Source organism: Vibrio sp. SCSIO 43153 (genome assembly GCF_023716625.1).
Taxonomy (GTDB): Bacteria; Pseudomonadota; Gammaproteobacteria; order Enterobacterales; family Vibrionaceae; genus Vibrio; species Vibrio rotiferianus.
Genome location: NZ_CP071855.1, coordinates 944,199 through 966,472, shown reverse-complemented (window position 1 = coordinate 966,472; position 22,274 = coordinate 944,199). Strand labels below are relative to the sequence as shown.

Sequence of the window (22,274 nt, the reverse complement as noted above, 5' to 3'; positions counted from 1 at the left end):
CTCTATCCGAACACTTAATTTAAAATCGAGTATCGACACTGAATTTCAGTGCCGGACTAATCAGTGATATCTTCAACAAACCTGCTAAAGGTATCTCCTATTAGCCTCAGGACAGAATTTTAGACGCGACATTCTAGCGATCTGTTGTAACCCTGTCGAGCCAATCGCCACTATCTGCGCATTGTCTGTGCTAAATTCTCAAACGCCGACCTCATTTTCACTCAATCGGGCTCTTATCTAACGCCTATATACGCTAGCCATATCTAGAATGGGGACAATAGCGACTTTTTCAAGAGAATCGACTGGTTTTTTTATCGAAAAGCCTAAAAAGAGATCTTGCTCTTGTTTTACTCCACAGAGTTGGAAACTATTTCGCCATTCGTTCAAACAAACCATTAACATTTCTTTACATGGACTTATGAAGAATTAGGAGCATGAAAGGATGTCACAGCGTCGCCGTATTTTGCTGTTTTTTTTCACCTCATATTTCTTCTGCGCACTACTTGGCGGTAGGTGGGTTTGGCAGCACAGTTATCAAGACCTACTCGACGAACACCAATCACAACTCGAACGCTTTTCTAGTCATATTCAGAACAAGCTCGATAAATACGCGCATATCCCTCATTTATTAGCAAAAGACGCCCCCCTGATTGACGCACTGCTCACCCCAAACAATAGCGCTCAGCTTGAAATCACTAATCGTTACCTTGAATCCGTAAATGAGGTTATCGAAGCCGCTGATACCTATTTAATTGACCAGTATGGCACGACCATTGCCGCGAGTAACTGGCGCAAACCGCGATCATTCGTCGGTCGAAATTTTGCCTTTCGTCCTTATTTCAAACAAGCCATCGTCGGCAGTAATAGTCAGTATTATGCACTTGGTTCAACCTCGGGTAAGCGGGGTTATTACTACTCCTACCCCATTATCTATGCAGGCGGTGCTATTGGTGTAGTGGTGGTAAAAATGGATCTAAGTAAAATAGAAGACATCTGGCAACAAGCGGCAAGCGTATTTGTTGCAAGCGATCCTGCCGGGATTATTTTTATGAGTAGCCGCGCTGATTGGTTATTTAAAAGCCTAAAACCGCTCAGTGAATCACAGAAAGCACAGGTTTGGGCAAGCAAACAGTATTTAGATACCGAAATCGTCAGCCTTGATTTAGTCGGTAACTTAGAAGAGCAACATACTGAAGCAAAACAGGGTTATCCGTACAATAAAGGAACCCTGGTTATTTCCTCTATGCCATTGCCTCAGTTGGGGCTAACAATCCGAGTGATTTCTCCGCGTCATTCTGTGTTATGGACAACAATGAGCTATCTGCTCGTGCTCACGCTGTCCTTTACGATCTTGTTCCTCATCGGACAGCTTATCTACCACCGCCAACAACGCCACATCCAACTAGAACGAGTGCAGCAAGAGGCCAATCAAAAGCTGGAGTTTCAAGTCATGGCACGAACCGCTGAGCTTCAAGCCGAAATTGCCCAACGAGCAGAAACAGAGCAAGTATTACGCCTCACACAAGATGAGCTAATACAGGCCGCTAAACTGGCAGTATTAGGGCAAATGTCAGCAAGCATTAGCCATGAACTAAACAACCCTCTCGCGGCAATTCGTAGCTTTGCTGAGAACGGTAAACTCTTTCTACAAAAAGAGAAATTTGATCGCGTTGAAGACAACCTGACACGCATTTCTGCACTCACCGACAGAATGGCCAACATTAGTCAACAATTACGCTCCTTCGCGAAGAAAACCAGTGGTAATGAACTGATTCGTGTTCACCTTTTACCTGTTGTGGCCTCAGTCAAAGAGTTAATGAAACCTGCATTCAAATCGGCTCGCGTAACGTTAGAAACAAATTTGATAGAACAAGATGTTGAAGTGCAGATTAATCCCATTCAGCTCGAACAAGTGCTGGTGAACTTACTGACCAACGCGTTAGAGGCCCTTAAAGAAAAAGAAGACAAACAGGTTGTGCTATCCGTTGAGCAAGACGAAGAGTCCCGGCTCGTATGGATTCATGTTGACGATAATGGCGCTGGACTCGGTGAGTTCACACTTTCAGAACTGTGTGAGCCATTCTTAACCACCAAACAAAATGGCTTAGGTTTGGGGCTTTCTATCTCACAGCAAATTTTAGCCAGCATGAACGGTAAGTTAAGTGCACAGAATCGAGAACAAGGTGGTGCTCGATTCTCTCTTTGCCTACCAATGACATCAACCAGTGCCAAACTTTCAGAAGGATGAGACCATGTGCCAGGTGTTTTTTATTGATGACGAAGCAGATCTCAGACTTGCAATCGAGCAAACTTTTGAACTAGCCGAAATCGATGCTTGCTTCTTTCCTGACGCTGAATCGGCCCTAATTGCGATGCAACAAGGTGAAAAGGCAGGTGTTGTAATCACAGATATCTGTTTGCCAGGCATTTCTGGTATGGATTTGCTGACCACACTTAGTCAACGCGATGAGGATTTGCCTGTCATCATGATCACTGGCCATGGTGATATTTCTACGGCCGTTCAAGCCCTTCATCAAGGAGCTTATGACTTTATTGAAAAACCTTTCGCACCTGAGCATTTGCTTGAAACCGTTAAACGCGCCATTGAAAAACGTCAACTAACCAATGAAAACCGTAAGTTACGCCAATCACTCAAAGCCAGTAAAACACTTGGACCAAGAATCATCGGGGAAACTCCAAGTATTCAAATGCTACGCGAAACCATTGGCCACATCGCTGATACGAATGCAGACATCTTGTTGTTTGGTGAAACAGGAACAGGTAAAGAATTGATCGCCCGCTCTCTGCATGAACAGAGCTCCCGCCGCAATCATAACTTCGTCGCGGTAAACTGCGGTGCGGTGCCTGAAAACCTGATTGAGAGCGAGTTGTACGGTCATGAAAAAGGTGCCTTCACAGGAGCAGAAAGTCGCCGTATCGGTAAGTTTGAGTTTGCTCAGGGCGGAACTCTATTTTTAGATGAAATTGAATCGATGCCAATTCAGGCACAAATACGTTTACTCCGAGTGCTTCAAGAAAGAGTGATTGAACGTGTTGGTTCTAACGAGCTTCTGCCACTGGACATTCGGGTTATTGCTGCGACGAAGGTCGACTTAAAGCAGGCTGCCGAAGAAGGTACATTTAGACAAGACCTCTATTATCGCCTTAATGTTGTCACCCTCGATTTGCCGCCAATGCGGGAACGTAAAGAAGACATCCCTGCTCTGTTCCACCACTTCTTATTGGTCGCCGCATCACGTTACGGAAAAACCTCACCCAGTCTATCTCCCCAAGATTTGGCCCAGTTGATCGCACACGACTGGCCGGGCAATGTGCGTGAATTACGTAATGCGGCAGAACGATTTGTTTTGCTAGGCAAACTCTCTCAATTAAGCGAAGCACCATCCGCCCCCCCAACCATTTCAAGCCTATCTGAGCAAGTTGCTGAGTTCGAGAAGGCTGCAATAGAGAACGCATTGCTGGAAAATAGCGGTAGCATTAAGCAAACCATGGAACAATTGAATGTGCCTCGAAAAACTCTGTACGACAAGATGCAACGTTATCGGATAGATAAAGACATATATAAAGAAAATGGCAGTTGAGCTTTCTTCACTCACCTAAATTGAACCATACTTTTTAGACGAACAAGCAATCATGGTTTCTTTGAGTATGAGTGAAAAAATCAGAGTACCGTTCATCAGTGACACCGTCATAATTGACGGCCACTATCAAGAGGAGAGGCGTTCAGGAGAAGAACGCCGTAAAAGTAATAAGAAGTGGAATGGATATGAACGAAGAGTCAACCCAGATCCTCGCTCATCGATCCACAAATCAATAGATGAAGAGGTTTAGTTCACCTCCTCATCTGTAGTTTTCCATTTACTTAGTAATAATCTCTGGCCCCATTAATGTTGTTGGTAACCACGTCGATACCCATGGCACATAAGTAACGATTATGAGGAACAAGAACATCACGGCCACCCACGGTAAAGCAGCTTTCACTACATTCATCATAGACATTTTCGCGACCCCAGCAGTCACAAACAAGTTGAGCCCAACTGGTGGGGTTATCATACCTATCTCCATATTGACCACCATCATGATGCCCAAGTGAATAGGATCGATACCGAGTGCGATTGCAATCGGGAATACCAAAGGCGCAACGATGATGAGCAAGCCTGATGGTTCCATGAACTGACCACCAATCAGCAGCAGAACGTTTACTACGATCAAGAAAGTGATTGGTCCGAGACCCGCTGACAGCATGGATTCGGTAATCATCTGCGGAATGCGTTCTTCAGTAAGTACGTGCTTTAGAATTAAGGCATTGGCGATGATAAACAATAGCATGATTGTCAGCTTACCCGCTTCATAGAGGGTATGCTTAGTGTCTTTATGTACAAAGGTTTGAATCACTTTTACTATCGCTGGTTTGGTATTTTGTTTATCAGCAAATGGTCCCATGTCTTTGTAGATAAAGTTCGCGATAAAGAATGAGTACACTGCCGCAACCGCCGCAGCCTCTGTTGGTGTGAAAATACCGCCATAGATACCACCAAGAATGATCACCACCAGCAACAAGCCCCAGCTCGCATCTTTGGCTGCATCAAACGTTTCTTTCCATCCCACAAATGGTTGCTTAGGTAGATTCTTAATCCTCGCGGCAATGTAGATGGCGATCATTAACATGACACCAGCAAGCAAGCCCGGAATCACACCACCAAGGAACATTCGTCCTACCGACACATCCGTTGCCGCAGCATACACTACCATTACGATCGAAGGTGGAATCAAAATACCCAACGTTCCGGCGTTACAAATGACGCCCGCAGCAAACTCTTTCGAGTAACCATTTTTGATCATACCCGCGATAACGATACTACCAATCGCGACCACGGTCGCTGGAGACGAACCTGATAGCGCGGCAAACATCATACACGCCACTACCGACGCCATGGCTAAGCCACCACGGAACCAACCCACAATGGCAATCGCAAAGCGAATGATGCGTTTAGCAACACCACCAGTAGACATAAAGCTTGAGGCCAAGATAAAGAAAGGAATCGCTAACAAAGTGTAGTGGCCAGCAAACGCATTAAATAAAGTTTGTGCAACGGATGCTAAAGACGCGTCTGAATGCATTAATAGAAATAGAATACTGGAAAGACCCAGCGAGACAGCAATTGGCACACCGATCAACATGAAGCCAATAACCATCAAGAATAAAAACAGAATATCCATGATTTATTGCTCCTTACGATCTGATGATGACGTTGAACCACTTGGAATCGCATCGGCGGCTTCGCTCAACTCTTCTTTCAGAGCTTCTAGCTCTTCTTCTGCTTCATGACCAGCAATTAAACGATCCAGCTTCCCAGTCGCAATTTGCCAAGTAATTTGTACAAAACGGAAAGTGAGTAACGCCATCCCAAGTGGCAAAGCAAAGTAAGGAATAAATCGTGGTAGCTTCTCGTAGCGTTCGCCTTCATTGAGCCATTCAGCTAAAAACTGAAACACTTCAGGCATAGGAATATCATCAGTTTCATACCAAGCACGCTCAGTGACAAATGGATACCAGTAGTTCCAAGAGCCGATCAAAAGCAAAATAGAAAACGCCAAACAGCAAGCAGAGGCAAGAAGTGCAAAGATTTTACGTTTTGGCTCTGAGACCATATTGATAATCACATCGACACCAATATGAAAGTGCTTCTTCACACCATAAGACGCCCCGACCAAAACCATCCATGCAAACATGAATACCGTTAATTCTAGAGCCCAAAGAATATTGTCATTAAAGACGTAGCGAAAGATCACGTTGGCAAACGTCAGCAGGGTCATAGCACCAAGAAAGAACGCTATCAACGTCTCTTCTATGGCATCGGTGATTCGCCCGGCCTTGGCAAAAAATGTCTGTTCCATAATTACATCACGTTATTATTTGGAAAAAGAGGCCCTCTCCATATGTTGGAACGTACGAGGGCCGGTCTAATGTTGTTATTGCTGGTTAGAAGCTAGCGCAGCATCGATTAAGTCAGAACCAATGTCTTTCTCAAACTTCTTCCACACAGGCTGAAGCGCCGTTACCCACTCTTGGCGCTGTTCTGCACTCAGAGAGCGAACCACACCACCTGCTTCAATAATGTTGCTCTTGTTAGCAAGGTTCACTTTGGTTGACTCTGCGTTACGCTGAGCGGAGACCTCTTGAATGATGGTATTTAGCTGTTCACGCTGGTCATCAGGTAGATTTTTCCAGAAGTCATTCGACGTCACTACGAGGTAATCCAGAATGCCGTGATTGGTCTCAGTAATACCGTCTTGTACTTCGAAGAACTTCTTACCGTAGATGTTTGACCACGTGTTTTCCTGACCATCGATGACTTTGGTTTGTAAACCGCCATACACTTCTTTAAACGACATTTTTTGTGGGTTTGCGCCAAGCTGTTCGAACTGGGCGACCAAAACGTCCGATGCTTGCACGCGGAACTTCAGCCCTTCGGCATCGCTTGGCAACATTAATGGCTTGTTGGCGGACATCTGCTTCATACCGTTGTGCCAGAACGCCAGGCCTTGCAAGCCACGTCGCTTCATTGCGTTCTTCAACTTCTCGCCAGATTCTGAGTTTTGAAAACGGTCAACAGCTGCAACGTCTTCAAATAGGAATGGAAGGTCGAAAATGCGGTACTTCTTGGTGAATTTCTCAAACTTTGAAAGAGAAGGAGCAGCGAGTTGAACATCACCGTTAAGCAGCGCTTCCAGTACTTTATTGTCATCGTAAAGCGTCGAGTTAGGGAAAACCTGCATGCAGACTTTACCGTTCATTTCTTCATTGACGCGCTTTTCCAGTAGCGAAGCAGCAATGCCTTTCGGGTGTTTGTCCGTGTTGGTTACGTGGCTAAACTTAATCACAGTTTCACCAGGGTCACAGTTTGCAGCAGCATTAAAGCTAGTGATTGCCAGAGCAGAGACAGACAGTAGGGTTAGAGGCTTAAACATTATTATTCTCCTTGTTGAATCACATCCCATCCTTTCCATGAGTACCTAAATGGGTAGAGGGTGATGGGTACGGATGTTCTACAAGGAGCAAGTTGCAGACCAAGTTAATTATTAGTTATTAATCAACAACTTAAAATTAAAAGAAAGGTTATTTGAAAAGATAAAGGGTCAAATCCACCCATACGAATGAACGAGATGGGTGGAAAATGACACATTTAAGAGGAACAGCTGATTTCCATCTTCTTGCCCCAACCTGGAGGCAGCTTGGCATAATCATCGAACTCAGGCTGTTCATCATACGGACGCTTGAGCAGTTCAGCCAGTCGATTGACTTCACTGAAATCCCCCTCCTCAGCCTTATCAATGGCAAGTTGAGCAAGGTAATTGCGTAAGATGTACTTCGGGTTCACTTGGCGCATGCGCTCACAACGTTGCTGCACAGTGACATGCTCACCGTTCTCGTCGACTTCTAACTCACAACGCGCAAGATATAAGTCTACCCATGCACTTGCCGCCTCTCGGTCAATAAACAGGTCTATCACAGCTTGGGAAGGTTTAGCATCAAGATTAGAGAGTTCGCGGAAGAAGCGGGAATAGTCTGTTTTGTTTTGATTCAACAGCTCAAACATGGCTTCAAACAAGCGGCCATCTTCGTCAACTTTGGTATGAAGGCCGAGCTTAGCACGCATCAACTCACTGAACTTTCGACTAAGGCGCACTTCAAATTTGCCAAGCGCCATTTCGAGATCTTCTCGCGCCACAAGAGGCGACAAGGAGTGCGCCAAGGCAGAAAGGTTCCAAAGCGCGATGCGAGGTTGCTGCTCAAAGGCATAACGACCTTGGTAGTCCGAATGATTACAGATGTAATTTGGATCGTAGTCGTCGAGGAAGCCAAACGGCCCGTAATCAAAGGTTTGCCCAAGTATCGACATGTTATCGGTGTTCATCACGCCATGTGCAAAACCGTAAGCCTGCCAGTAAGCAATCATCACGGCAGTTTTGTCTACAATAAGTTCGAACATTGCTGTGTATGGCTTCACCGCTTTTAAGCATTCAGGGAAATGCCACTCAATGACTTTGTCTGCAAGCAGCTTTTGCTCAGTGAGTTGATTGGTATAAAAAAAGTGCTCAAAGTGGCCAAAGCGGATGTGTGTTTCTGCAACACGAATCAGCAGCGCACCATATTCCATCTTCTCGCGATACACTGGCGTGTCACTGTCCATCATGCCTAGCGCTCTGGTGGTAGGAATCCCTAGCCCTGCCATCGCTTCGCTACACAGATATTCGCGCACCGTAGAGCGCAACACCGCACGGCCATCACCCATTCGTGAATACGGCGTCAACCCTGCCCCTTTGAGGTGAATATCAAACCAAGTGCCATCTTGGTGCTGCATTTCTGCCAGCAGCAAACCGCGACCATCACCCAGATCTGGGTTGTACACCCCAAACTGATGGCCCGCGTATTTCATTGCCAAAGGAGCAAATGGAGCAAAGTCCGCTTGCCCAGCAAACACATTTAACACCTCATCATTTGCAGCAACTGGTAAACCAAACTGCTGCGCGAACTCGCCATTCCAAACAACCCAACGAGTGTTGTCTAGCGGTTGTGGGGCAACATGGGTGAAAAATGCTGACGGTAGCGCACTGAATCGATGAGTGAAATTCACCCCTTCCCAAATGGACATTGCAGTTCCTTAACGAAGACTTCCTGTTAAAGAGTATACGCCGTGAACGTGGTCTCCTTCAGCCATGAATTGTGCATGGGTATTTGTGCTTACCAAGACGGCGGAACAACCCGACAAAAAAGCCACTCAATCGAGTGGCTTAACTTTATGAGTCATAATTTTAACTACGGCGACGCCAACCTAGCAGCCCTAGAAGTGCCAGCGCCCAGAATGAAGTGCTACCACCTGAGTCACCAAACGAAACCCCTGACGATTGAGAAAGCACATTAATATTCACAACCGCTGCCGCTGTAGAGCCTTTTTCATCCATAATGCTGTAAGTTAACATTACAGATTGCCCTGTACCTGATGGCGCTGAGTAACGGATTTTCCCATTTTCAATTACTGCGCTGCCTCCACCACTCGTGATGGTCACTGATTTAATTGTCAAATCATGACCTTCAGCGTCAGTGTCATTTGCAAGAACATCAATGACAACCTCCTCACCAGCAGTCACTGTTACGCTATCTGTGTTCGCTTCTGGTGACGCATTTTGCACCTCGACACTCACTTGGGATGTCGATGTTAAGCCGCTCGGATCGGTAACGGTCAGCTGGAATGTCAATACATCACCTTGTTTACTGCCCTGTGGGATCGCAAAGCTGGCTTCTGCGGTATTGGCATTTTCAATGGTTGTCGCTAGGCCATTAATTTGCTCCCACAAATATTCCAGATCGTCACCATCTGGATCAGAGCTCCCCGCAGCAGATAGCGTTACCTTTCCGCTGTTTTCTAGATCCCCTGTATCTGCGCTCGCATCCGCTAATGGTTCATCATTGTCTCCCGTTACTGTCACCACTACCTCTACCGTGTTTGAGGTGATGCTGCCATCTGAAGAGACAAGACGATATTTGAAACGGTCTTCACCTACAAAGTTCTTCTTCGGCGAGTAGACATCACCTTGAACACTGCCATAAGTTGGATGCTCAGCAATAACGACATTAAATAAGTACCCTTGAGCAATGTCGTCGTTGGCCATCAAAGACAGCGAATAGTCAGTGTTTTTTGCCGTCTCAAATGCATCAGGCTTTGCCGTCACTACACTAGCAACATCTAAATCCAGCAGAGCCACAAATGGAATTGTCGAAAAGGCGGTATTGATTAAGCCTTCAGTCGACTTATCTGCACTTTTACCAACCCACAATGGTCGCTCGCTTTGCAGAATATCCGAGTGAAGTGCACCGAAATTCACACTGCCTTCATAAGTGCCTCCTTCTATCTCAACCAATAGAACATGTTCACCCGCAGGTAACTTAGTAGGCTGAGAGAACAGCACTCGATTAGGAGGCTGCACACTGCCTTGTTGGAGTAACTCCGCGTTTGCATCATCAAACGTCATGGTGGAAAACACTTCGTTAACTGAACTGTAGCGCCAAACTTTGTAACTAACGGCGCCACCTTTACTCGTAGGCACAGCAAATAATTGAAGGCCATCTAACTCAGTTGGGTTAGCCAAGTTCATTTTAAGTGCGAGCGCATTGTCTTGAGTCGGGAAAACGTAGCCACGGTTAAGGTTGTTCAACCAAGCAAATTTGTTTGGCTCGTCAGGACGACTCATCACGAAGCTAGCAGAAGACGATGTGCTTGTGATTCCAGTAACAGAAACATTGGTATCAAAGCCAGCAATTGCGCTCAAGCTAGGATTAGTGTTATCACCAATTGAAGTGTTACCTTGCGGGTACAAATCGTTTTCATCAGCGTAGGAGCCTTGCTCAAGCTCTTTTAAGCCATCAGCCTGCATGATCTGAACTTGCATTTCACCAACATCATTAAAGGCATTGCGAATATTCACAGAGCTAACGAGAACACCTTCTCCTTGAAGCGCTCTGTCATAATCTGTCAGCGTGCGGTTCTCTACGTATAAACGAGGCCCCATTTCTTTTAGGTATGAATCCAGATAAACCACACTTGATTCACCATTTGGCACTACAATATTGGTATTCGCGTCTAAAGAAACCGATGGATTAGTAAAACCAGCAGCATGCTTACTCCAAGCACTCATGTTGACCGGGGTCTCACCAGCATAGTTATCGCCTGGCTTTTTCCCCCAAGAGCCACCAGCCATCACTCCCCACATACCAATAGAACCATCATGGTGATATGAGTAAAGATCCGGCAGACCAAGCATTAAGTGGCCGAGTTCATGAACAATCACCCCCATGGTCGATTGATGCGTGGTTTGGTAATCACCAAAGACACAATATTCCGTGATATTTTTACCATCAACTTTCACCGTGCTGTGGCTACCTTTGTGCGGCCATATCGCGGGACGGTCTAAATAACCCGTTGAGCGGTCACCTCCAGCAAACACAAACATTACAGAGAGTTCATCGGGATCAAGCTGACCATCTCCATTACGGTCATACGCTGCAAAATCAACAGAGTCCTCAATACGCCCGTATGCTTCAGCAATAACAGAGTCAATTTTAGTCGAACAGCTCAAATCCGTGCTTGTATGACAGTTTGGCTGCTTTTGATTAACAAAAACGTTAATAATGCCATCGTTTGTTGTCCCAACACTTTCTCTAGCAGGCACCACTTGGTATTTACCACCAGAGTTTTTGTCATAGAAGTCCACAACGCTTTGACCAGACTGACCAAACACAAGGGAATAAAAATCGTGCTCCATTTTTTGGTCAGTAAATGAAACTTGTACGACCAAAAGCGGCTGCTCAAAATTAGACGAAGCGCTCATGGCTTGAATTCCATAACTTCGCTTTAGAATATTATGCCGAGCTTTCGGAGATATCGCTTGCATCGACTCAAGTGATGCTTTGTAGAGGAGGTCTGGTCGTTCTAGTGAAGCACTGGGCGCGTCTTGGTTGGAAAGCTTCTTGACGCCCGTTGATTCTAGTTTAGGGATGTTTCCATCTTGGGTAATCTTGGCAAAAAACCAATCTTTGTCTTGCTTAACAAGTGCATTACCCTGCTTGTCCTCAAACCAATGGAAATCAGCTGAACCTCGTAAGATGACCTTACTCTGGCTGCCATCATCTAACTGCACGGTATGCCAAATTGGTGCCGGTGGAGTGGTTGCAAACACCGTCGAGGCGGTTAACATACCGATTACGGATAAGGCTATTGTTTTTATTTTCAAAATTCTGCTCCATCTGACGTTTCGCGCTTGGGCACGCGATCCTCATGCATAAATATAAGAACAAGTTCATGCATCAATTAATCAAATGAATAGTAACCAATTATTTATAAAGTTAAATACCTTTCAAATACATTGACTATTTTTTGAGTGTCACTACACGTTCGCTATAAGAAAGCGAGAGACATCATGGTGACATTCTCTCGCTTGTTCACAGTGCGTTACTGGCTCTCTCAACCTAACCCGTTAAGACATTGTCTTCTGGGTACTTGATCAACGTTGGTTCAGGACGCGCTAGCATATACGCCAACGTCAAAGGTCCAATACGTCCGATGATCATCACCACAATCATGATGTATTTACCCGGCTCAGACAGTTCTGCCGTCAGACCCGCAGTCAAACCTACGGTTGCAAAAGCTGAGATGGTTTCAAACATCACCTTATCAAAGGCCGCTTTCTCAGTGATCATAAGTAAGAACATCGCGGTTGTTAAGATAGCGCCACTGACCACAATGATCGCCAACGATTTAGTTACCGTCTGCCAGTTCACAGTGCGTTTGAAGATCACCACGTGTTTCTTCTGACGCAAGAATGCCCACGTTGCCATGAATGCCACAGCAAAGGTCGATACCTTAATACCACCACCGGTTGAGGTAGAACCCGCACCGATAAGCATCAATACAATCATTACCAGTAACGCTGGTTGAGTGAACTGTGCCAAATCGACACTGTTGAAACCCGCAGTACGCGCACTGGCTGATTGGAAGAAGGCTGCGAGCCACTGCCCCGCAACTGGTAGAGACTCCATCGTATTTGAATTGTGTCTTTCCAATAACCAGAACATGATTGTGCCCACAGCGAGTAATGCTGGTGTGGCAATCAGCATGATTTTGGTATGCAGGTGCAAGAAGTGGAAACCTCTGCGCCAATGCAGCCACAAATCACCGATGACCGTAAAACCCAAACCGCCAAAAATGAACAAGCCCGCCAGCGTAAAGATAACCACTGGGTCATTAACAAAGCTCATCATGCTATCGGAGAAGAGCGCAAAGCCCGCGTTGTTGAAGGCCGAGATAGAGTGGAACAGCGCATAGAACATGCCTGTTTGCCAACCCATTTCTGGAACCCAACGGAACGATAGAAAGATAAAGCCAATTGCCTCTGCAATCAGGGCAAAGATGACTATTTTCTTCACTAACTTACGCAAGTTCACTTGGCGATCTTGGCCTAATGCATCCTTCGCAAGTGCTTGTTGGCGCAGACTTAACCGCACACCAAACATGTATAGCAAAACGGCTGAAAGGGTCATTTGCCCTAACCCACCCACTTGCATCAAAAACATCAACAGGATTTTGCCCGCCAATGTGAAATGTTGGCCCGTGTCTACCACGCCAAGCCCCGTCACACTGATGGCTGACGTTGCAGTAAACAACGCATCCGTCAGTGATAAGCCGGTAACAGAAAATATAGGCAAAGTAAGCAGTACAGCAGAAGGCAATAACACACCGAGAAAGCTCAGCAATATAATGCGCGGCTCACCGCCTTTCGCTTTATCTCGCTTGCCATCTGGGACGTAAAAAACGCCTCTCTGATGAAATTGCTTCATAGTGATTTCAACTTGCTCGCAAGTTTGTCTTGAGGACCAACGACAATGATGAGGTCGCCGATTTCTAGCGTTGAATTTAAATCAGGTGCTTTAGTGATTTCTGGGCCGCGCTTAAAGCCAAGTACCTGTACGCCTTCGACTTTACACAAAGCCAAATCGCCCAAGGTTTTACCCATCCAACGAGAACCGATAACAAACTCTGTCATCGCCAAGCCGCTGCCTAGTGGGTGAAACTCAAGAACACGTTTATCGAGCATCTTACGTGCAACACGAATACCCATATCACGCTCAGGCATGATGATGTGGTCTGCGCCGATTTTTTGCAGCACTCGGGCTTGGAAGCGGTCGTTCGCTTTTACCCAAACCGATTTCACACCCGCCTCTTTTGCGATCAGCGTTGCGAGGATGCTGGCATTCACATCGGCACCAATGGCGATCATGACCATGTCATAATCGTCGAGTTTTAATTCAGCTACCGTATCTTCTTGAGTACAGTTCGCCACGATGGCTTGGCTAACAAATCCTGCCGCTTCTTTCACACGGTCTTCATTAACGTCTACCGCCAAAACTTGTGAACCGGAATCCTGCAGTTCTTTACAAACGGCCAAGCCAAAACGACCCAAGCCAATTACAGCAAATTGCTTATCACCAGTTTTCATTCGTGCCTCATTTATGCGTTGAATAGCAGGCGCGAAAGTCTGCGCCTATTCCTCATCATCTGCAAACAAGACGACAAAAAATTGACAAAACCCTAACTCAAACCTTCGCGTACGATCTGTGTAAAGCGTAAGACACATCTCTCAAGTTTTCCTGATTATTGGCAATTAAATCAAAAGAATAGCCACGGACTTCACACTTCACCTATCGACAAATTTATCGATGCATTTTTTTGACAAATGATTTGTGCAGCTTGCTTATCCACACCAAAAATTATTTCGTGTTCTTTGCTTTTTATATGCATAAAAACTGACATTACTGATCTATTAATCAGCAAATTAGCCATTTAATCTGAGTTTTGTTATAGTGCGCGCCGACAAATTAGTTTGTACTCTAAGTAGTTTGAGAGGGATGATGTCTACAACTAAGGATAAGTACAGTATCGAGAATACTGACTATACGGTCGGCCAAGACAACGTACAAAAATGGGGCTTTGATGTTCACAACCCTGTTTTTGGTACTAGCGCGGGTCTGATCATTGTTTTTTTAATCGCACTTCTTTTAGTCGATCCTGCCACGGCAAAAGCTGCCCTTGATGGCGTCAAATGGCAGATCATCGGTTCTTTTGATGATCTCTTCATGTGGGCTGGCAATATCTTTCTGATCTTCTGTATCGGTCTTGTTTTTTCTCCTTTTGGTAAGATCCGTATTGGCGGTGAAGATGCCAAACCTGAGCACTCGAACATCTCGTGGATTGCTATGTTGTTTGCCGCGGGCATGGGTATCGGTTTGATGTTTTGGGGCGTCGCAGAACCAGTCGCCTACTTTACCGGTTGGTATGAAACACCACTTGGCGTAACGCCATTTACCGAAGAAGCCAAACAAGTTGCGTTAGGCGCAACCATGTTCCACTGGGGTCTACATCCTTGGGCAATTTACGCAGTGGTTGCACTCTCTATGGCCTTCTTCGCCTTTAACAAAGGTTTGCCGCTGTCTATTCGCTCCGTGTTCTACCCTATTTTAGGCGATCGCACTTGGGGTTGGTTTGGTCACGTGATCGATGTGTTGGCCGTACTGGCAACCTTGTTTGGTCTCGCGACTTCTCTTGGTCTGGGTGCACAACAAGCGGCAAGTGGTTTGGGCCATGTATTTGGTATCGAAAGTGGCTTGGGTATGCAGTTGGCGGTCATCGCCTTCGTAACCACTCTGGCAATTTTCTCTGTTGTGCGCGGTATTGATGGCGGCGTAAAGGTATTGAGTAACATCAACCTCACTGTTGCATTTGCTCTACTAGTGTTCGTGATTCTGGCTGGCCTTGCCGCAGCATTGAGCACGCTCCCAACCACACTGATGGGATACGTAGAAAACATTCTTCCACTGAGCAACCCTTATGGTCGTGAAGACGAAGCTTGGATGCACGGCTGGACGGTATTCTACTGGGCGTGGTGGATTTCATGGTCACCATGTGTCGGTATGTTTATTGCGCGCGTCTCTAAAGGTCGTACCGTACGCGAGTTCATTACCGCAGTTATCTTGATTCCAACCACTATTACTTTGATTTGGATGTCAGCATTTGGCGGAATCGCGATTGAGCAAGTCATGAATAAAGTCGGTGAGCTGGGCACAAACGGCCTAACAGACATTACGCTGTCTCTGTTCTACGCATACGAAGCGATGCCAATGAGCACTGTGCTATCGGTTATCTCTATCGTTTTGATCATGGTGTTCTTTATCACGTCTTCAGATTCTGCATCACTGGTTGTTGATAGTATTACCGCTGGCGGTAAAGTCGATGCGCCCGTTCCACAACGTATTTTCTGGGCAAGCGTAGAAGGTGCAATTGCAGCGGTGCTACTTTGGATTGGCGGGACAGAAGCGATTCAAGCCCTGCAAGCAGGTACGATTTCAACCGGCTTACCTTTTACCATCATTCTATTAGTGATGTGTGTGAGCTTGGTGATGGGCATGCGCACTGAGCCTCAATATGTTCAGCAACGTTTAGCCAAAGCTAAGGCGAGCTAAACTGAACTGCACTATATACTAAAGCGAAAAACAAAGAAGCCGCATTCAAATGCGGCTTCTTTTTTATTCAAGTTTATACGCTAGGGTTCAAGCGTAATTACTTCGCGTTGCGCTTATCACCGTCGTCACGACGAGGACGCTGATCTTGCGGTTTACGCTTGTTCTTCGGCACGTAGTTCAAGATAGAAATCGGCACTGGTTTTCTTGGTGCAAAACCTTCAATTTCTACACGCTCTAGCAAATGGCCAAGACGGCTTTCAATCATGCACAGATTTTTGAAGTCATCTTTCGATACCAATGAGATCGCTTCACCCTGAGCGCCAGCACGGCCAGTACGACCAATGCGGTGTACGTATTCATCTGCTGGGAACGGCAAATCGTAGTTGATCACCACTGGCAAGTTGTCGATATCGATACCGCGTGCGGCAACACCCGTTGCAACCAAGTATTGAATTTCACCCGCTTTAAACTGTTCAATCAGCTCTTGGCGAACGCGTTGGTTACGACCACTGTGGAACGCTTCTGCCACAATGCCGCGCTTCTCTAACTGAGTAACCAGTTTCGCTGCGCCGTGCTTAGTTTCGATGAATACTAATACTTGTGACCAGTCGTTCTCGTTCAGCATGTGGCTTAATAGTGAAGACTTCATGTCTTTATCGACTGTAGTGATCCACTGCTTGATGTTTGATTTCGATGCACTGTGTTTCGCGATCGAAATTTCTTCAGGATCGACAATCGCGTTCTTCGCCAAATCACGCACTGGGTTAGATAGCGTCGCAGAGAACAACAAGCTTTGAATGTCTTCTGGCATGCAATCGACGATCTTATCGATTGAATCGATGAAGCCCATATCCAACATTTTGTCGGCTTCGTCCAGAACCAGCATTTCTACTTCATCAAAATGGATCGCGCGTTGGCCGTATAGGTCAATCAAACGTCCCGGCGTGCTCACCACAATGTCGACACCTTCGATCAACGCTTGTTTCTGCGGTGCGTAATCCACACCACCAAACATCGCCATAGAACGAAGTGACAGGTTCTTGCTGTAGGCCTCAATGCTTTGGTGAACTTGAAGAGCAAGCTCACGGGTTGGCGTTAGGATGATCGCACGTGCACGCTTTTTACGTTGCGTTTCACCTTGGCTCAGTTTTTCTAAGATTGGCAATACAAAGCTGGCAGTTTTACCCGTACCGGTTTGTGCTGCGGCAATCAGGTTGCTACCACGCAGAACAATTGGAATGGCTTTTTGTTGGATAGAAGTCGGTTTTTCATAACCCAGCGCCTTCACAGCATCTGTGATAGGAGCGCTTAAACCAAGCTTAGAAAATGGCATAGAAACGTCTCAACGAAGAAATGGGCGCGTAGTGTATCAGAATCCGCCCTAAGTAACAGAATCAATCATCGCGTAGGCAAAAGCAGGTTCGATAATCAAATTCTATCCTTTTCATTACGTATTTCATTGTTACAGCGTGATGAATTATTCGCCACTTCACGTTTCTCTCCTGCAAAGCTCGTTATGCTGCTAGCGTGTGCATCACTGGAAAACTTCATGGACATTTTATTACTGGTTGGATTAATCGCTCTCAATGGCGTGTTTGCCATGTCTGAGATTGCGTTAGTCACCGCCAAAAGCGGCCGACTGAAAAAGTTTGCCGAACACAGCGCTTCTGCCCGCCTCGCTCTACAACTGAAAAATAATCCCACGCAATTCCTCTCTACTATCCAAATCGGCATCACAGTGATCGGTATCCTTAGCGGTATCTTTGGTGAAGCTACGCTTTCGGTTCCGTTTAAACACTGGCTCGTGACTCAAGGTATTGAGCGCGAAGTTGCAACTGTACTCGCAACCGCGATTGTCGTTGTCGTCATCACCTACTTCGCCATTGTGATAGGCGAATTGGTCCCAAAACGCTTTGCTCAGAACAATGCCGAGCGCATTGCCGTTATCGTTGCCTACCCTATTCATTGGTTAGCCAAACTGACCACGCCGTTTGTTCTATTGCTGACCTTATCGACCGATGCTTTACTCAAGCTATTGCGTCAGAACAACACAGGGGAAGTCGTCACAGAGGAAGACATTTTTGCCGTGATGAGCGAAGGGTCTGAATGCGGCGCTATCGAACCGCAAGAACAACTGATGATTCGCAATTTACTGCACCTTAATGATCGCCTTGCGCTTTCGCTGATGACGCCTCGCTGCGATATGCATTACCTCGACCTCGATTTACCCCTTGAAGAAACGCTTAGAAACTTGCGCCAAACGCAGCATTCCGTTTGGCCAGTGTGTAAAGGCGGGCTGGATAACATCATAGGTACGATTTCTTCCAAGGTCTTGTTGGATGAATATGACGAGCTGTCGATTTCTCGCTTGGCCAAGTTGCTCAAACGTTCACGCTTTGTACCAGAGTCTATGAAAGGCTTACCGCTGCTCAATTACATGCAGCAAACCAGTACAGAAATGGTCTTCATTGTCGATGAGTATGGAGATGTGCAAGGCTTAGTGACTCACCACGATTTACTCAAATCCATCGCCGGTGAATTAGGTATGGCACCCCAGCATGTCTGGGCGAAAAAGCAAAAAGATGACAGTTGGTTGATGGATGCGCTTATCCCGCTTAACGAGCTGAAATACAAGCTTGAGCTCAATACCATTGAAGGAGAAGAGAGCGAAGGTTTTCAAACCTTAAACGGCTTTTTGACGTGGTTAATTGGTCGTGTACCCACTCAAGGAGAAATCATGACATATCAATACTGGCGGTTTGAAATTCTGCACGTAAAAAGCAATCGTATTATGCAAGTTAAAGTGACAAAAGTGAAAGAATAGGCTTAAAAACTCATTGTGACTTACAGTAAATATTATGAGGTCGTAGAGATTAGATAAAGAATGCGATCTCATAATTATAAATGTACTTATTATCCAGCTGGGCATCAAAAATATTTCCCTCCCTTACTTTGCTTTTTATCTGTTAGTAGTTATCTACTCCTCCTACTTATCTACTAATAATCACCACTCCCATTTCAAACACTCAAAAATTTATTTGTAGCAATACGAAATTTTACAAATATAATAACGTTCTATAATTATGGCCACTTCTGGCTAAATAAGAATTAACTAAAATAAAGACGGACCTTATTTAATTTAAAAAAATAACCATAAGAATAGATATCGATCCAAAAGGAATTGAATTAATGGTCGCAGAGCCTTAACGATAGCTATCACTATACAAAGGCGTTTTATGGAACAAACGACCATAACTTTAACTGCGCTTGCATTTCCCGGGGGGCCGGCCACTTCAATTACTGGGCCAATTGAAGTGTTGACTACAGCAGCCTACCTTGCAGGGGTCACTCCTCCTGAAATTAATATCGTAACCCAGGACAATAATCCTGTTGTTGCACATGGAGGAATAACTCTCACTCCTACAGCAAAAATAGAGAGCATTAAAAGTACGGATATCTTACTGATAGGATCTTTGGGAGAACCTGATAGCGAGCTGACTGCCTGTTCAGAGAAAGCGCTTAAGTGGTTAGAGGATTTTGCAGATACAGATATCCCCATTATTTCTATTAGTACAGGATCATTTGCGTTAGCTAAAGCTAATTTACTTTCTAAGCGAAATGCAACAACACACTGGCGTTACGCTAACCTATTTCGAGATATGTATCCCGATACAAAATTGCGTGTTGAGAGAAAAGTGACCTGTGACGGAAATTATTATTGTACCTCATGCACCAACGGCTACAATGACGTCATGATGCTCGTCGTGGAGCAATTATTTGGTTTATCTGTACGTGATAGATGCCAGCAGCATATTTTTGGCAATACCGATAAAGTGCAGCAACAATCATTGGCAAAATTTCTCCCATATCGTCAGCACAGTGATGCTCTTATTCATCAGTTGCAGGACTGGATGCATAATCATCATAGCTTACAGTTTTCTGTATTTGAGTTAAGTGAACGTATTCATTTGAGCGAAAGACAAATGAAACGCAGATTTAAACTGGCAACGGGACAGACACCGATACAGTATATTCAACAGATTCGTCTTTCAGCAGCGAAAGATAAATTAGAAACGACCAAACAGACTGTCGAGGAAATTTCTAGAGTCGTTGGATATGAAGATGTGCGTTACTTTAGAGAGTTGTTTAAGAAGTTTGTGGATATGACTCCGCTAGAATATCGCAAAAGGTATCAACATTAAGTTTGACTTATAGCAATATCAAGAATGGCGGGACATCCCGCCATTCTTGGTTGTTTAGCTTAGTTATTAAGGTTTGACCGCTAGTAATCCCATCGTTGGATTCATAACATTCATTCCTGCTAAAGCTAGCCCACCAGAGAGTGATTTAGTTCCTCTCTTCGAAGCCGCTTTCTTCGCTTGCTTTAGAAGCCTCTCTTGCGATTGATTAAAGCGCGCTTGATTATCAATATCAACAGCGGCTTGAGTAATGTCCTCAGGGCTCATATTGATAGCATCATTGACGCCAAGCGTTTCTAGGTACTTATCCATCACATTTCTATCAGGACTAGCGATACGATCATGCATCGTGGTGACTTCATCCTTCGTAGACATGTTGGTAAAAGTTGGAATACGCCAGATCTCTTCCGCTAAGACTCGGTAGTCCGCTTCTATCATGTTCAACGACGACATGATGCTCTCTTCACAACGACTCAATGCAACCTGGTTAACGTTTCTGTTGTATTTAATGCCCGTTCTACGTTTAGTCTGCTTCGAACGTAGGTGCTTACCAAACGAATCCCACAGCAGCACTTTGAGTAGCATCGGGTTAACCATAGTTCCAAACTCTACGTTGGTTCCTACCCCCATCGTTGCACCTGCACCCGCTTTAAATGTGAAGTCTCCAGAGCCTTTAACAATGGCTTCCAAAGCAGCGGATGCGCCCAAGCCAACTGACGCAGAACCAGTCACACTACCAGACAACATATTCATGCCGCGAGCTTTCAGGGTAAAAGTGCTTGTTCCACTAGCCTTAGCACCAACAAAGGCACTTGCACCAATTTTAGTTTTAATGACTTCATCACCGGCAAAGATATTGGCACTGTTTAGTGTGCTGGTAAATTGCACTTTAGCGGTCGCACCAACAAATAGCTCACCTTCACTCTTTAGGGCCATAAACTCGGCCACAGAAAGCTCGTGAGAGACCGTTAGCTTCATACCCATTTGAGCAGCAAGTACCGCATCAATTTCTAAATCAATACCCGGTATCAGTTGCATTGCAGCAAACGATCCGTCGTCCGCTTCCTCTTTTTTATTAGTCTCCCAAGCTTTACCTGGTGACTTATCTAGAGTGAACTTCGTACTGGTCTTCTTACCTGCTTCCTCTCCAAGCTTCTTCTCGCGGAAACCAGCAGCACCACCTTGTCCAAATTTAGCATGAGCACTAAATTTGCTGCTCTCACGGGCACCAATTTCAGCGGATGCTTTGATTTGGTTTTTCATTTTTCCGAAGTCCCAAGTTTTTTCAAACTCGACTTTTGCTTCGGCAAATAGTGCTTGTGAGGCTTCAAATGTCAGTGAACCGTCTTCAAGGTTTACTTTGCCCTCAACAGAGCGGGTATTTCCTTTTTGGAACAGATCATTGATAGCAGGCCAAAGTTCAGCATTGCATTTTGCATGATTAAAGTAAGCATCTCGCAAAGCATTAACTTGCGCATCAAGAATTTCCACCTTGGCTTGGCCAAGCTCACCGGATGCTAAGATACTGCTATGAGAACGCTTCAAAACTTCATGCTTGTTATGCAGCATTTGGAAGAAAGTACGGTTAATCAGTTTCGAACGGACAGATTCCGTTGGTGAACGGTGTGGTTGAATCACCTTAACGACACTACCAAACTTTTTCGTCACTCGTTCTACAAAAAACTGCCATACTGGATGCTTAGTCACTGCGCTAGCTTCGTAGGCGCTACTGTTGTTTCCCGACTGGCGATACAATTCCGCCTCAACCTCAGAATAGATAACATCTATCGCTTTTTCTAAATAAGGTAAGGCTCTGTTCGAGTGCCTTCTCCCGCATGCGAGAGACAGTTTTTTCAACCATTGCTCAATTTCTATCGCGCATCCTAAGTTAGGGATTAATTTTCCATCCGTCCCTTTGATTGATGACACATCGAAGTCGAGATTGGCCGCAGCAAGCTGTTTTTTATTCATTAGCTTTC

15 protein-coding genes are annotated in these 22,274 nt (G+C 45.4%); 6 read left to right on the top strand and 9 right to left on the bottom strand.

Translation table 11 applies throughout. The features are described 5' to 3' along the window. Positions 1-442: 442 nt before the first annotated feature. From J4N37_RS04460 to J4N37_RS04450, 3 genes are all read left to right on the top strand, one after another. Positions 443-2,248, top strand: coding sequence for a sensor histidine kinase (locus J4N37_RS04460; RefSeq protein WP_252041758.1), 1,806 nt, complete (start codon positions 443-445; stop codon positions 2,246-2,248). A gap of 4 nt (positions 2,249-2,252) precedes the next feature. Then, on the top strand, positions 2,253-3,602 hold the full coding sequence (locus J4N37_RS04455) for a sigma-54-dependent transcriptional regulator (RefSeq protein ID WP_252041757.1): 1,350 nt from the start codon (positions 2,253-2,255) through the stop codon (positions 3,600-3,602). 67 nt (positions 3,603-3,669) lie between these two features. After that, a complete protein-coding gene (locus J4N37_RS04450) occupies positions 3,670-3,852 on the top strand; it encodes a hypothetical protein (RefSeq protein ID WP_081641268.1) in 183 nt (60 codons plus the stop codon). A 27-nt stretch (positions 3,853-3,879) separates the two neighbouring features. Here the strand turns inward: J4N37_RS04450 and J4N37_RS04445 are convergent, their stop codons facing one another. The 7 genes from J4N37_RS04445 to J4N37_RS04415 form a co-directional block, all read right to left on the bottom strand. Beyond that, entirely contained in the window at positions 3,880-5,241 is a 1,362-nt protein-coding gene (locus tag J4N37_RS04445; protein ID WP_045392838.1) for a TRAP transporter large permease, read from the bottom strand. 3 nt (positions 5,242-5,244) lie between these two features. Then, a complete protein-coding gene (locus J4N37_RS04440) occupies positions 5,245-5,919 on the bottom strand; it encodes a TRAP transporter small permease (protein ID WP_010446973.1) in 675 nt (224 codons plus the stop codon). A gap of 75 nt (positions 5,920-5,994) precedes the next feature. Further along, positions 5,995-6,993 carry a DctP family TRAP transporter solute-binding subunit gene (locus J4N37_RS04435; protein ID WP_010446971.1) on the bottom strand — a complete coding sequence of 333 codons (999 nt, stop codon included), beginning with the start codon at positions 6,991-6,993 and terminating at the stop codon, positions 5,995-5,997. Between the two features lie 215 nt (positions 6,994-7,208). Beyond that, entirely contained in the window at positions 7,209-8,678 is a 1,470-nt protein-coding gene (locus J4N37_RS04430) for a protein adenylyltransferase SelO (protein WP_252041755.1), read from the bottom strand. 160 nt (positions 8,679-8,838) lie between these two features. Next, complete coding sequence (locus tag J4N37_RS04425; protein WP_252041754.1) at positions 8,839-11,814, bottom strand: M6 family metalloprotease domain-containing protein; 2,976 nt, start codon at positions 11,812-11,814, stop codon at positions 8,839-8,841. Between the two features lie 235 nt (positions 11,815-12,049). After that, entirely contained in the window at positions 12,050-13,417 is a 1,368-nt protein-coding gene (locus tag J4N37_RS04420; protein WP_252041753.1) for a TrkH family potassium uptake protein, read from the bottom strand. Beyond that, the gene (locus tag J4N37_RS04415) at positions 13,414-14,076 is read right to left on the bottom strand and encodes a potassium channel family protein (protein WP_005437626.1); all 663 of its coding nucleotides are present in this window, start codon (positions 14,074-14,076) and stop codon (positions 13,414-13,416) included. Before J4N37_RS04415 ends, J4N37_RS04420 begins: the two co-directional genes overlap by 4 nt. A gap of 412 nt (positions 14,077-14,488) precedes the next feature. On the opposite strand from J4N37_RS04415, the gene J4N37_RS04410 reads away from it, so the two are divergent. Beyond that, positions 14,489-16,096 (top strand): BCCT family transporter, encoded by a 1,608-nt coding sequence (locus tag J4N37_RS04410; protein WP_252041752.1) that lies wholly within the window; start codon positions 14,489-14,491, stop codon positions 16,094-16,096. Between the two features lie 97 nt (positions 16,097-16,193). Here J4N37_RS04410 and J4N37_RS04405 read toward each other — a convergent pair whose 3' ends face one another. Further along, the gene (locus tag J4N37_RS04405; RefSeq protein WP_252041751.1) at positions 16,194-17,429 is read right to left on the bottom strand and encodes a DEAD/DEAH box helicase; all 1,236 of its coding nucleotides are present in this window, start codon (positions 17,427-17,429) and stop codon (positions 16,194-16,196) included. A gap of 183 nt (positions 17,430-17,612) precedes the next feature. Here J4N37_RS04405 and J4N37_RS04400 point away from each other — a divergent pair, with 183 nt between their 5' ends. Both J4N37_RS04400 and J4N37_RS04395 read left to right on the top strand, forming a co-directional pair. Then, positions 17,613-18,920, top strand: coding sequence for a hemolysin family protein (locus J4N37_RS04400; RefSeq protein ID WP_252042103.1), 1,308 nt, complete (start codon positions 17,613-17,615; stop codon positions 18,918-18,920). A 412-nt stretch (positions 18,921-19,332) separates the two neighbouring features. Beyond that, positions 19,333-20,298: a GlxA family transcriptional regulator gene (locus tag J4N37_RS04395; protein WP_171357967.1), complete on the top strand. Its 966-nt coding sequence runs from the start codon at positions 19,333-19,335 to the stop codon at positions 20,296-20,298. A gap of 66 nt (positions 20,299-20,364) precedes the next feature. Here the strand turns inward: J4N37_RS04395 and J4N37_RS04390 are convergent, their stop codons facing one another. Then, positions 20,365-22,266: a hypothetical protein gene (locus J4N37_RS04390; RefSeq protein WP_045392854.1), complete on the bottom strand. Its 1,902-nt coding sequence runs from the start codon at positions 22,264-22,266 to the stop codon at positions 20,365-20,367. Between the last annotated feature and the right edge of the window lie 8 nt (positions 22,267-22,274).

Excerpts from the sequence above, each read along its gene's own strand:
- J4N37_RS04460 (WP_252041758.1), top strand. The coding sequence starts at position 443 with ATGTCACAGCGTCGCCGTATTTTGCTGTTTTTTTTCACCTCATATTTC.
- J4N37_RS04455 (WP_252041757.1), top strand. The coding sequence starts at position 2,253 with ATGTGCCAGGTGTTTTTTATTGATGACGAAGCAGATCTCAGACTTGCA.
- J4N37_RS04450 (WP_081641268.1), top strand. The coding sequence starts at position 3,670 with ATGAGTGAAAAAATCAGAGTACCGTTCATCAGTGACACCGTCATAATT.
- J4N37_RS04445 (WP_045392838.1), bottom strand. The coding sequence starts at position 5,241 with ATGGATATTCTGTTTTTATTCTTGATGGTTATTGGCTTCATGTTGATC.
- J4N37_RS04440 (WP_010446973.1), bottom strand. The coding sequence starts at position 5,919 with ATGGAACAGACATTTTTTGCCAAGGCCGGGCGAATCACCGATGCCATA.
- J4N37_RS04435 (WP_010446971.1), bottom strand. The coding sequence starts at position 6,993 with ATGTTTAAGCCTCTAACCCTACTGTCTGTCTCTGCTCTGGCAATCACT.
- J4N37_RS04430 (WP_252041755.1), bottom strand. The coding sequence starts at position 8,678 with ATGTCCATTTGGGAAGGGGTGAATTTCACTCATCGATTCAGTGCGCTA.
- J4N37_RS04420 (WP_252041753.1), bottom strand. The coding sequence starts at position 13,417 with ATGAAGCAATTTCATCAGAGAGGCGTTTTTTACGTCCCAGATGGCAAG.
- J4N37_RS04415 (WP_005437626.1), bottom strand. The coding sequence starts at position 14,076 with ATGAAAACTGGTGATAAGCAATTTGCTGTAATTGGCTTGGGTCGTTTT.
- J4N37_RS04410 (WP_252041752.1), top strand. The coding sequence starts at position 14,489 with ATGTCTACAACTAAGGATAAGTACAGTATCGAGAATACTGACTATACG.
- J4N37_RS04405 (WP_252041751.1), bottom strand. The coding sequence starts at position 17,429 with ATGCCATTTTCTAAGCTTGGTTTAAGCGCTCCTATCACAGATGCTGTG.
- J4N37_RS04400 (WP_252042103.1), top strand. The coding sequence starts at position 17,613 with ATGCTGCTAGCGTGTGCATCACTGGAAAACTTCATGGACATTTTATTA.
- J4N37_RS04395 (WP_171357967.1), top strand. The coding sequence starts at position 19,333 with ATGGAACAAACGACCATAACTTTAACTGCGCTTGCATTTCCCGGGGGG.
- J4N37_RS04390 (WP_045392854.1), bottom strand. The coding sequence starts at position 22,266 with ATGAATAAAAAACAGCTTGCTGCGGCCAATCTCGACTTCGATGTGTCA.